6 protein-coding genes are annotated in these 11,761 nt (G+C 71.8%); 5 read left to right on the top strand and 1 reads right to left on the bottom strand.

The genetic code is table 11. From position 1 onward, the window contains the following. Positions 1–1,058: 1,058 nt before the first annotated feature. From ACSHXN_RS38850 to ACSHXN_RS38830, 5 genes are all read left to right on the top strand, one after another. On the top strand, positions 1,059–1,736 hold the full coding sequence (locus ACSHXN_RS38850) for an NAD(P)-dependent oxidoreductase (RefSeq protein ID WP_355131377.1): 678 nt from the start codon (positions 1,059–1,061) through the stop codon (positions 1,734–1,736). A gap of 110 nt (positions 1,737–1,846) precedes the next feature. Next, complete coding sequence (locus ACSHXN_RS38845) at positions 1,847–2,704, top strand: AAA family ATPase (protein WP_355131721.1); 858 nt, start codon at positions 1,847–1,849, stop codon at positions 2,702–2,704. Next, positions 2,701–4,071: a vWA domain-containing protein gene (locus tag ACSHXN_RS38840; RefSeq protein WP_438305659.1), complete on the top strand. Its 1,371-nt coding sequence runs from the start codon at positions 2,701–2,703 to the stop codon at positions 4,069–4,071. The genes ACSHXN_RS38845 and ACSHXN_RS38840 overlap by 4 nt, the downstream gene beginning before the upstream one ends. Before the next feature lie 84 nt (positions 4,072–4,155). Further along, positions 4,156–4,866, top strand: coding sequence for a hypothetical protein (locus tag ACSHXN_RS38835; RefSeq protein WP_355131381.1), 711 nt, complete (start codon positions 4,156–4,158; stop codon positions 4,864–4,866). A 238-nt stretch (positions 4,867–5,104) separates the two neighbouring features. Beyond that, a complete protein-coding gene (locus ACSHXN_RS38830) occupies positions 5,105–8,818 on the top strand; it encodes a S8 family peptidase (protein ID WP_438305657.1) in 3,714 nt (1,237 codons plus the stop codon). A gap of 652 nt (positions 8,819–9,470) precedes the next feature. Here ACSHXN_RS38830 and ACSHXN_RS38825 read toward each other — a convergent pair. Beyond that, positions 9,471–11,666, bottom strand: a complete 2,196-nt coding sequence (locus ACSHXN_RS38825) for an alpha-galactosidase (protein WP_438305655.1) — start codon at positions 11,664–11,666, stop codon at positions 9,471–9,473. Positions 11,667–11,761 lie beyond the last annotated feature (95 nt).

Raw genomic sequence — 11,761 nt, 5'->3', positions numbered from 1 at the left:
GCGGGCACTGCGGTTCGCCGGGGCCGCCCGGCTCATCGCAGCGCCCTTGCGTCAACCGGTCCTTGGCCAGGTGCCGTCATCCGGACAGACGCCCACGGCCCGTGCCACCCCCTGGACGACGGCGATTTCAAGGCGCCTTGTGCTCGGTGGCTGGACGGCGCCGGGAACCACGCCACTCAACGACCGGCTGCTCCTGCGGGCCGCCGACGTGACCCCGCTCGCCGTGGTGTCGTGGTCATTTCGGTTGCCGCCCGGCCTGCTCACACGGGCGTCGGTGCCGGCGATGGCGGTCGGCGCGGCCCTCGCGACCCTGCTGGGGCCGCCGGCGAGCCACGTGCTCCGCTCGGCGCCGGACGACACGGCCACCGTGCGGGGGCCTGGTACCGCTTCTCGAAACCCGGCGACGGCGGCCGGGGCCGCACACTCACCTCGGGCATCGCCGCGGGGACGGCGGCCCCCCTGTGGCGCTGCGGTGGGCCGGCGGCCGTGACACCGACGGTGTGCCCCGGTGATGAGCGGGCCTGCCGAACCGTGTGGGCCCGAGGTCGGCAGGCCCGTGCCCCGACGGGGCCTTCTCCGGCTCGTTCCGCATCACCGCCGGGGGTTTCGCGACGGCTTTATCCCGTCCTGAAATCAACGGGGTAGAAGTGGAGGCAACGGAACGCGTTACGGCCGCACCCGGGATCCGGGTGCGGCCCCATGTCCAAGCCCCCTCCGCGCGATGCGTGCCCGCCCTCGCCCAGCCCCGCCGGCAACGCCGGCATCGCGAGCCGCGTCAATGCAGCGCCCAGCCGGGCCGCGGTCCACCGAGAACGTCTCCGGCTGCGTCCGTACACACCCCCACCACGCGCCTGCGGACGCGGCGTCCCGCTCGGCCCCGGCAGGTCGACCGGTGCACCGCGGCCGCGCTCCGTGCGACGTGGGTCACATCCCCGGCTCGGATGTCACAGTCCCGCACCGCCGCTGCTCCCAGGAAGCAGACACGGCAGGAGGTCCCCGCGCCTGTCGGCACACCGCCGCTCTCCGAAGCGGAACGAGCCGAAAGAGGACAACGACCCATGAAACTAACGATCTTCGCAGCCACCGGCGGCATAGGCCGTCATCTGCTCGAACAAGCCGTGGCGGCCGGTCACGACGTCACCGCCGTCGTACGCGACCCCCGGCCCCTGAGCGGCCTGGCGGGGCGGTTCGGCGTGATCACGGCCGACCTGGCCGCGCCGGATGCGGACCTGCTCGCGTCCGCCGTCGACGGCAGGGACGCCGTGCTTTCCGGACTCGGACCGCGACGCCCGAAGGCCGACGTGGGCATCACCTCGCGCGGCACGCGCGCCATCGTGACGGCGATGCAGACGACCGGCGCGAGGCGTCTCGTGGTGGTCAGCGCGTCACCGATCGGCACGGTGCCCTCGCCCGACCGGCCGCATCCGCCGAAGCATGATCCGGGCGACGGATTCTTCATGCGTCATCTGGGAAGCCCCCTCGCCCGCACCATGTTCCGCGCGCACTACGCCGACCTCGCACTGATGGAGGACATTCTCCGCCGCAGCGACCTCGAGTGGACCGTCTCGCGGCCACCGCGGCTCACCGACAAACCCCTCAGCGGTGTCTACCGGACGGCGATCGGGCGCAACCCGCGCGGTGGCGTGCTGGTCTCGCGCGCCGACGTCGCCCATCACATGCTGCGGGTCGTCGACCAGGCGGAGGCGGTCCGGCAACCGGTCGGCATCGCCAACTGACGCGTCCGCGCGGTGTCGACGTGGCCTCCGTCACACGTGACAGGATGGGTGAGCAAGCGCTTAGATAGTTGAGCGTCAGAGTCCGCCGTGATGACCCGGAGGCCACGTTGTTGTTCACATCCGTCGACGACGTCTCCGCGCGCCTGGCCACAACCGGGTACCTGGCGTCACCCGCGGTGGCCACGACCGTCTTCCTGGCCGATCGTCTGGGCAAGCCGCTGCTGGTGGAGGGCCCGGCCGGGGTCGGCAAGACGGAACTCGCCAAGGCGGTGGCCGAGGTCGCGGGGGCACGACTCGTCCGGCTGCAGTGCTACGAGGGCATCGACGAAGCACGTGCGCTGTACGAGTGGAACCACGCCAAGCAACTGCTGCGCATCAGCGCGGGGCGCGACGAGACCTGGGACGCGACGCGTACGGACATCTTCGGTGAGGAGTTCCTGCTGGCGCGTCCGCTGCTGACCGCCATCCGCGGCACGGACCCGAAGGTCCTGCTGATCGACGAGACCGACAAGGCCGACGTCGAGGTGGAGGGGCTGCTGCTCGAAGTGCTCAGCGATTTCCAGATCACCGTCCCCGAACTCGGCACGATCACCGCCACCGACCGTCCCTTCGTCGTCCTCACCTCCAACGCGAGCCGGGAGTTGTCGGAGGCGCTGCGCCGCCGCTGCCTCTTCCTCCACATCGGCTTTCCCGACGAGGAGTTGGAGCGGCGCATCGTCAGGCTGAAGGTGCCGGGACTCGAGGAGACGCTGGCGGAGTCCGTGGTGCGTGTGGTCGGGGCACTGCGCGAGATGGATCTGCGCAAGGTTCCCTCGGTCGCCGAGACCATCGACTGGGCGCGCACCCTGCTGGCTCTCGGGGCCGACACCCTCGACGAGACCGTCGTACGGGACAGCCTCGGCGTACTCCTCAAGCACCAGGACGACATCCTCAAGGCGGCCGCCAAACTCGACCTGGGTGCCGTGTGAACTCCCCGGCGGCGCAGACGGGCGTCGCGGAACGGCTGACGGGTCTGGTCGCCGCCCTCCGCTCGCACGGCGTCCGTATCGGCACCGGTGAGACCGTGGACGCCGCACAGGCTCTGGAGGCACTCGGGCTCACGGACCGGGAACGGCTGCGCGAGGGGCTGGCCGCCACCCTGCTGCACGGCGAGGCGCAACGACGGGTGTTCGACTCGGTCTTCGACGTGTACTTCCCGCGTCGCGTGGGAGGCCCGGAGGGGCGGAGGGACGCGGACCGGGACGCACTGCGCAACCGGCTCGTGGCCTCGCTCACCGCCAACGACGAGGCGATGACGGCGCAGTTGGCAGTCGAGGCGGTGGACGGCTTCGGCGGTTACGGCTCCTCACCCGGTTCGGACGGCTGGTCGTCGTACCAGACGCTCGAGCGGCTGCGTCCACAGACCCTGCTGGCACGCGTCCGGGACACCGTCAGGGCGCAGAACGCGGCGTCCGGGTTCACCGACCGGCTGCTGGAGGACGAGATCCGCAGGCGCATCGAGGTCTTCCGCCGGCAGGTCGCCACCGAGGCCCGGCGCCGGGTGGCCGAGCGACGCGGGAGGGACGAGATCGCCAGACGTGCGGTCGCCCCGACCCCCGACCGGGTCGACTTCCTGCTCGCCGGACAGACTCAACTCGCCGAACTGCGCAGGGCGGTGCACCCGCTCGCACGCAAACTGGCCACCCGGCTGGCGGCCCGCCGCCGTCGTGCCGCCCACGGGACCATCGACCTGCGGCGGACCCTGCGGGGATCACTGTCGACGGGCGGGGTGCCGATGCATCCGGTGCTGCGTCGCCGCCGTCCCGTCCGGCCCGAACTGGTGCTGCTGTGTGATGTGTCGGGCTCGGTGGCGGGATTCTCGGACTTCACGATGCTGTTGGTGCAGGCGCTGCACGACCAGTTCAGCAAGGTGCGGGTGTTCGCCTTCGTCAACCGCATCGACGAGGTGACCGGGCTCCTGGTGCACGGCGGGACCGACCCCCAGGGACTGGCCGCCCGCATCCGGTCGGAGGCCACCGTGACGGGCTGGCACGACAGCAGTGACTACGGGACCGCCCTCGGCGAGTTCACCGAGCGGTACCCCGACGCGGTGGGTTCCCGTACCTCGGTGTTCGTCCTCGGCGACGCGCGTACGAACATGAGCGACCCGAACCTCGCCGCGGTGCGGTGGATCTCGGAGAGGGCCCGCCGTGTCCACTGGCTCAATCCCGAGCCACGCACCCAGTGGGGCACGGGCGATTCCGCCGCCCCCGATTACGCCGGGCTCCTGAAGATGTACGAGTGCCGCAACGTGCGGCAGCTGAGCGCTCTCATCACTCGCCTGCTGCCGGTCTGACCACCGCCACCGGCGTGGCTCCGGGCCCGCGTTACAACCGTCCGAGGGCGTCCCGAGTCATGTCTTCCTGAGGGGGGTGACGGCATGGCCGGTGCCACCGCGTGGCTGGTCCGCCACCGGACGTCCGGGTGGGCGGTTTCGGGGCTGTTGCTCCTTCTCGGAGGTCTCGCCGTGCTGACGCTGCCGTATCCGCGCAGCCTCTCGACGGCGCAGGGATACCGGGAGACGTCCGGTTCGGTCGTGGTCCCCGCGGTGGTGCGGGATCTGAGGAACATGTCCAACGGCAGGGGCGGCGAGTACTGGGTGGACGTCCGAGGGCCGGCGCCGGTGTCCGGCAGGATCGAACTCGACGACCCGGATCCCGTACTGTCCAGGCTGAGCAGGGGTGACCACGTCGGCATCCTCCTGTGGCACGGCCGCCGGACCGGCATCACCTTCGACGGGCGGGTCCAGGAAGCCGTCACGGCGCCGACCCTGGTACCGGGCCTGTGGCTGGCCGGTGGTCTGATTCTGCTGCACGGCGCGGTGTTCGCCCTCCACGCCGCAGGCCGGACGCGTCGCCCGACACACGAGTGGTTCCCGCCCCGGCAGGAGCCGGACGACAGACTTGCGCCCACCGGGAAGGTGATCGTGGCATCCGCCGCGGCCGCGTGCCTTGCAGGTGTCGTCACGTCCGCTCTGCACCAGCCCGATCCCTTGGTCTACCTCGCCATCTGGCTCCCCGTCGGCCTGGTCGCCCTCGTCGTGTGGAGGATCACGTGCCGTCTTCGTGAGTGGAGATCCTTGCGGCCATGAAGGTCGGTCGTCGGCGGCCGCCGACGGCACAGGGGAGCGGGAGCGCCACGGGAAGTCACGCGGGATTCGCGAAGTGCGCCCTGATCGGCGCCGATTGGGGCACGACGGATCGCGCGCGCCGGGGGGTGGCGCATCTGCGCAATGGCCAGTTGCGCCATTCCCGCGACATTGCCCGCGGCCCGGGGCGAGCACATCCTCAGGTGGTTTTCCGATCTCCGCATCCCTTGAGGAGTGCTCCTTGCCTATCGTTCCCAGACTCCGACCAGGGCCGCTCGCGCTTGCCGTCGTCACCGCGCTGGCGGCATCGGCCATACCGGCCGGCGCCGCGGCACACAGTGACGCGGGCCGTGCGGCTTCGGCCGTCGACGCGGTGCATCGGCCCGCGGGCCGCGGTGACACACACAGCGTCACCCTGATCACCGGTGACAAGGTGACGATCGGCACCGCGGCCGACGGCAGCGTCGTCCGGTCCTTCGAGAGCCCGGACGGCGCCACGTCCGGCTTCCACCGCACGGTCATCGACGGCTCGACGTACGTGTACCCCGACGAGGTCCTGCCGTACGTCAGCGCCGGGAAGCTGGACAAGCAGCTCTTCAACGTGACCCGGTTGATCGCCGACGGCTATGACGACGCGCACAGCTCCCGGCTGCCGCTGATCGTCAACTACACGGACGCCGCCGCGAGGTCCCGCACCCAGCCCAAGGTGGCCGGTTCGACCGTCGTCCGCCGCCTGGACAGCATCCAGGGTGCGGCCCTCGCCCAGAACCGCAAGCAGGCACCACAGTTCTGGGCCTCGCTGACCGGAGGTTCCGCGGCTACGGCACGGTCGGCGAAGCCGGCCTTCGCGGGCGGTGTCGCCAAGGTCTGGCTCGACGGCAAGGTGACCGCCGACCTGGCCGACTCCACGGCCCAGATCGGCGCGCAGCAGGTCTGGGCGGAGGGAAACACCGGTCAGGGCGTGAAGGTCGCCGTGCTCGACAGCGGCGCGGACACCGAACACCCGGACCTGGCCGGGCAGGTGGACAGCAGTGCCAGCTTCGTCCCGGGCGAGGACGACATCGCCGACTACAACGGTCACGGCACCCATGTCGCCTCGACCGTCGCGGGCACGGGCAGCGCCTCCGGCGGGCAGGAGCGAGGTGTCGCCTTCGGAGCCCGGCTGGCCGTGGGCAAGGTGCTCAACTCCGAGGGCAGCGGCCAGGAGTCGTGGATCATCGCGGGCATGGAGTGGGCCGCCCGGGACCAGCACGCCAGAATCATCAGCATGAGCCTGGGCGGCGGCGGTGACCACACCGACCCGATGAGCCAGGCCGTCGACGATCTGAGCAACGACACGGGCGCGCTGTTCGTCATCGCGGCGGGCAACGGCGGCCCGCGCTCCATCGGCAGCCCCGGTGCCGCGGACGCCGCCCTGACCGTGGGCGCCGTCGACTCGGCCGACCAGCTCGCCGACTTCTCCAGCCAGGGTCCGCGGGACGGCGACGCCGGGCTGAAGCCCGAGATCACCGCACCCGGTGTCGACATCCTCGCGGCACGCTCGCACTACCGTCGTGGCTCCGGTTACTACACCACGATGAGCGGCACCTCGATGGCCACGCCGCACGTCGCCGGCGCCGCCGCGCTGCTCGCCTCGGAACACCCCGACTGGACGGGCGCGCAGCTCAAGGAGGCACTGGTCAGCAGCGCCAAGGCGACTCCGTCGTACACCCCCTACGAGGCGGGCGCCGGCCGGCTCGACGCGCGGGCCGCGGTGCACACCACGGTCTTCGCCACCACGACCGCCTACTCCGGCTTCCATACCTGGCCCCCGAAACCGGGTGAGACCGATGTCCAGAAGGTGACGTACACCAACGTCGGCGACGCCCCGGTCGGTCTCGACCTGGCGGTCGACGGCACTGTGCCGACGGGGTTGTTCACTCTCTCCGCGAACCGCGTCACCGTCCCCGCGCACGGCACCGCCTCGGTCACTTTGACCGCGGAGCTGGACCAGCTGGCCGGAGACCAGACGGTCAGCGCCATGATCACCGGCACCGACGACTCCGGTGCGGTCAGGGCCCGTACGCTGATCGGCGCGGCCCGGGAGGGCCGGCGTCAGAATCTGACCGTCGTCGCGAAGGACCGGTCGGGCCATCCGCTGGGCGGCCGGGTCGTCCTCAGCGCCGAGCACCTCTTCACGGTGCTGGACCTCGACGCGTCCGGAACCGGCACGGCACGACTGCCCGTCGGGAACTACAGCGGCTGGCTCACCGCCGATGTGCAGGGCGCAGACGGACCGCACTCGCGGGGCATGGCCCTGCTCGCCTTCAACGACGTGCAGTTGGACCAGGACCGTACCGTGAGCCTGGACGGCCGCAAGACGCGGCGGATCCTGGCACGCGTGCCGCAGCAGACCACCGCTGTCGCACCGCGCCTGGACGTCCACCGGTCGTTCACCGACAGCCTGGTCGAGTCGTCCATGCTGCCCGATCCGTCCTACGACAGCATCTGGGCCCTTCCGACCGGAAAGAAGGTCACCACAGGCGAGTTCGAGTTCGGCGCTCGCTTCCGTCTGGAGCAGCCGGCGCTGACCCTGGGCACGAAGTCGCAGACCTTTGCCGACCCGCTGGTCAAGCGTGGCGCCAGGCCGCTGCCCGCCGGCACCCGGACGCTCACCGCGGTCTACGCCGGCGACGGCACGGCCGGAGAACTCGCGCGGCAGAACGTGCGCGGCAAGGCCGTGGTGGTCCAGGGAGAGGACACGGCCGGGATCAAGGCACAGGCGGACGCCGCCGCGGCCGCGGGCGCGCAGATGCTCGTGGTGGTCAACGGCGGCACCGGCCGGCTGGAGCCCTGGGACGAGACTCCCTGGAGCCCGGAGAGCCCGGCTCCGCTGACGGTGGCGACCCTCGACGCCGACCAGGGCGCGGAACTGATCGGTTCGCTCCGGCACGGCGCGGTCACGCTCAAGGTCACCTCCCACCCCACGACCGACTATGTCTACGACGTGGTGCACCACTGGACCGGTGCGGTCCCGGCGGACCCGACCTGGCGGGAGGAGCCGAAGGACCTGGGACGGGTGGACGTCTCCTTCCGCAACTACCGTCAGGGCAAGGCGATGGAGTTCCGTCCCGACGTCTGGCGGGGCTGGGCCGTCGGCAACCAGCTCACCACGCCCGCCCAGGGCGAGCGGACCGACTGGGTCACCTCCGGCGCGACCTGGCTGGACGACGCGTTCATCCAGGGCGAGACGGGGCAGCACGCGATCGACGTCCTGCACTACCCGGCCCGGAAGACCGCCGAGGTCAGCTGGTTCGGCCCGATCCAGCGGCCCCGCATGGGTCCGATCGGCTACCAACCGGTGCGCTACCTCGACACGATGTACATCACCGCGCCCGGCTGGGGCGACTCGGGATCCGGCCATGTCGGCGAGGCCGACGCGAACTTCGACGTCAAGGACTGGATGTCCCTCTACCAGGGTGACCAGCAACTCGACTGGGGCAACGCCGAGTGGCTGCAGGTCCCCGGGCTCGGAGCGGAACGCCTGTCCTACCGGCTCGTGGTCGACAACGACCGTGGCGCCTGGGCCAACCCGTACTCGACGCACACGCTGACCGAGTGGGACTTCACCTCCGCGGTCACCGGCAGCGAGTCGGCGGTGTCCCTGCCTCTCATCCAGCTCGACTACGGGGTGGACACCGACAAGGCGGGCCGGGCCGATCGGCACGCCCGGCTGTCGGTGACCGCGTCCCACCTGCCCGGCACAAAGGCCTCGATCGCAAGGCCCACGCTCGACGTCTCGTACGACGACGGCGCGACCTGGCAGCGGGCCGCGCTCAGCGGCCAGGGCGACGGATGGCGGACGGCGCTGCGCGCACCGGGGTCCGCCGGCTTCGTCAGCCTCCGGGTCACGGCCCGGGACAGTGACGGCAACAGCGTCTCGCAGACGATCACTCGGGCCTTCGGCCTGCGCTGACGTCGCACGATGCGCACATCCGCCGGGCGGGCCGCCGACAGCGGTCCCGCCCGGCGGCATGTCGGCCCCTTCGACGGCCCCGGGGCGGCGAACGCAGCCGCACAGCCGGCCCGAGCGCTCTGCTCGTGGACCGTCCGGTGGCGAGTGCCCGTTCCAGGCTTGCGCCCCCGGTAGTTCCTGATTCACCCGGCCGTGGCTCGGCCGACGCTCCCCGCGCCCCCGACCGGGTGCCGGTCCGTGGCCGTACCTCACGGCGTCGAGGCGTTCCCGCCCACCGCGACAGGCTGTGCTCCCACTGAGAGAACGGCGACCCGATCGGCCGGCGGACTGGCGCTCCGTAGATCTCGTCCGCGGTGACGGCCGCCGGGCCCGCCCCTGCAGCGTCGACGTGCGGATCCCCGAGGCGAGGCCGTCCTACGACGCTCGCACCGGCAGCTTCGCGCCCTACCCTCTCCCGGCCGGCCCGCGTGCGGCCCTGACCCGGCCTCGGGGCGGCCGACGCCGGGCGGGGAGCCAGGGCATGGCCGGGGGCCCCGTGCTCGTCCGTAGGCAGTCCCCTCACAGCCAGGAAAGAACCGAGCGGTGGCCGGGGCGGACCCGTTGCGCAGGTCACGCTCCGGCCACCGCATCGGACCGGTCCCGTCCGGGGACATCAGGCGCCGGACGCCCGCTCGGTCCGGCGCACCTCGAGCAGCAGCGCCTGTTCCGGGTTGAGGTTCGGCATGGGCAGTCCGGCGATCGTGAGGACGGCCCCCGGCAGTGTCAGCCAACCGTCCAGCGCCGGGGCCAGCCAGCCCGGGCCCGAGGTCTGGTGGAGCGACGGCAGGCCCAGTTCGGTTCGGACCCGGACCTGGTAGGTCGCCTCGGCGGCCAGCCCGGGCAGGGGTACCCGTCCGTACTGGCCCTCGGGTGATGTGGCCACCCGCGCCCAGCAGTAGACCGCGGACGTCCGGTCCTGCGACACGACGCCGTGCAGCAGGGTCGCATCGCCGCCGAGGTCCGCGCGGACGGTACGGCCGCCGTGCAGAAGCGGGCGCAGTTCACGGTGGAGAGCCGTCCAGGCGGTGAGCCGGGCGAGCTCCTCCGGGGTGCAGCGGGTGAGGTCCTGCTCGATTCCGGCGTGCCCGAACAGGGCCGTGATCAACCGGAAGGTGTCGGAGGTGACCCGGTCGGTGGTGTGGCTGGTGGCGGAGCCGACATGGGCCCCGATCAGCTCGGGCGGCAGCAGCTGCGCGGTCCACCGCTGGATGCTCTGACGCTCGACCGGGTCGATGCAGTCCGACGCCCACACCCGGTCGGTCCTGGCCAGGATGCCGAGGTCCACGCGCCCACCGCCGCTCGCGCAGCTCTCGATCTCCAGGCCGGGGTGGCGCTCCTTGAGGGCGTCGATGAGCCGGTACAGCGCGAGCACCTGGGCGTGGGCGACCGGACGGTCCCCGGGACCGTGGACGGCTTCGTGCAGTTCGCGGTTGTGGTCCCATTTCAGGTAGCCGATGCCGTACTTGTCCACCACGGCGTTCAGCGCCTCCAGGAGGTAGTCCCACGCCTGGGGGTTGGCCAGGTCCAGGACGTACTGGTTCCGTGAGGACGGGCCCGCTCCGCGGGACGAACCCAGCACCCAGTCGGGGTGCTCCCGGGCCAGATCGGAGTCGAGATTCACCATCTCCGGCTCGACCCAGAGGCCGAACTCCATGCCGAGCGAGCGCACATGGTCCACCAGCGGCGTGAGTCCTTCGGGCCACACGACCGGATCGACCGTCCAGTCGCCCAGACCGGCGTTGTCGGAACGGCGTCCGCGGAACCAGCCGTCGTCCAGGACGAACCGCTCGACACCGACCTCGGCGGCCTTGTCCGCCAGTCGCAGCAGCCGGTCCAGGTCGTGGTCGAAGTACACCGCCTCCCAGCTGTTGAGGATCACCGGGCGCGGGCTGCGCGGGTGGTTGAGCCGGTCCCGCAGCAGGGTGTGGAAGCGTTCGGCGAGTCCGTCGAGCCCTTGGCCGGACCAGGCGAAGTGGCACACCGGGGTGGTGTAGGACTCCCCCGGGGCGAGACGGATCTCTCCCGCCCGCAGCAGTTCGCCGCCGCCGAGCACCGCCGCGTGGGCGCCGGCGCCCTCCGGGAGTTGCTCGACCAGGTACTGCTGGTCGCCGCTCCAGGCGATGTGCACGCCCCACACCTCACCCGCCGCGAACCCGAAGCCGGGCACTCCCACCGTCACGAGATACGGCGAGTCCAGTCCGGGCTTGCCGCGCCGCACCTGCCGCGCGTAGGTGCCGAAGCCCAGCGGTCGGCGCTGCGGGGAACGCTCCCGGCTCCATTTGCCGGTGAAGTCGAGGATCTCCTGGGCCCTGCGGGGCAGCGGCAGCAGGGTCGCGACCTGCGCCAGGTCGTACGGCGCCGGGTCGGCGTCCTCGTGCCGGGTGATCCGGCTCTGCACGGCCAGCACCCCGGAGGGCTCCAGCCGATAGGTGACGGTGACGTCCAGCCCGGCCCCGGGCTCGGTGAGCCGCAGGGACAGTTCCCCGCCCTCGTCCTGCGCCTGGTACGAGGTCCCGGCCAGGCTCAGCCGGGGTGCGGTGGAGGCACCGGCCAGATGGCCCTGGTGGGCGGGGGTGCCCGACCATCCGTCGGCCTCGGTGGGCCAGACCGTGAAACGGCGGGGGATGTCGATGGAGTTGTTGAGCACGGCGGGTTCACCGGTGAGGGCGAGTGCGGCCAGGGCGGACTCCGGCAGGTCGCCCAGGTCGGCCCCCCAGTGCAGGACTCTGGGCACCGGCTCGGCGAGCTCCACGACGAGTGAGGTGCCGGCCGCGCGCAGGGCGAGGATCCGCGCGGTGGTGTCAGGCATGCAGAGTCCTTTCCTTTCCTTTGTGCCGGCCCGCCGGCAGGCACCTGGTCAGGGGCCGTGTACGGCGGGCCGGACACCGGTGACCGGCTTTCGGA

The sequence above is a fragment of the Streptomyces sp. HUAS TT11 genome (assembly GCF_051553595.1).
Classification (GTDB): Bacteria; Actinomycetota; Actinomycetes; order Streptomycetales; family Streptomycetaceae; genus Streptomyces.
This window is presented reverse-complemented; position numbering and strand designations above follow the sequence as displayed.